The sequence below is a fragment of the Haloprofundus marisrubri genome (genome assembly GCF_001469955.1).
In the GTDB taxonomy this organism is placed as follows: Archaea; Halobacteriota; Halobacteria; order Halobacteriales; family Haloferacaceae; genus Haloprofundus; species Haloprofundus marisrubri.
On the sequence record NZ_LOPU01000022.1, the window covers coordinates 1 to 315 of the forward strand.

The following is a 315-nucleotide window of genomic DNA, read 5'->3' on the forward strand; positions in this document are numbered from 1 at the left end:
GGACCGCCAACGAGGTTCGATGGGTTTATACCCCCGAATCACATTGGTTCAGGTCCGAAGGAAATGAGGATTCCGCCCCTGCGGTCCGCCGTACACGACGGAATCTGATGTGAGCCAACGTAGTTCGGTGACACCCGACCGACCGACGGTCCCGTCACCGAACTCGGACCATGCAATACTTACACAACGGTGATTCGCTCTCGTCAGAGAGCAAATCCCGCCACCCCCTGACCCACCAGGGTCAGGAACATTCCGGTTGATCCTGCCGGAGGTCATTGCTATCGGGGTCCGATTTAGCCATGCTAGTTGTACGAG

Annotated in this window: 1 rRNA gene; it reads left to right on the forward strand. The window is 57.5% G+C overall.

From position 1 onward, the window contains the following. Window positions 1-249 precede the first annotated feature (249 nt). Window positions 250-315 (forward strand): 16S ribosomal RNA (locus tag AUR64_RS10365); the annotation flags it as partial.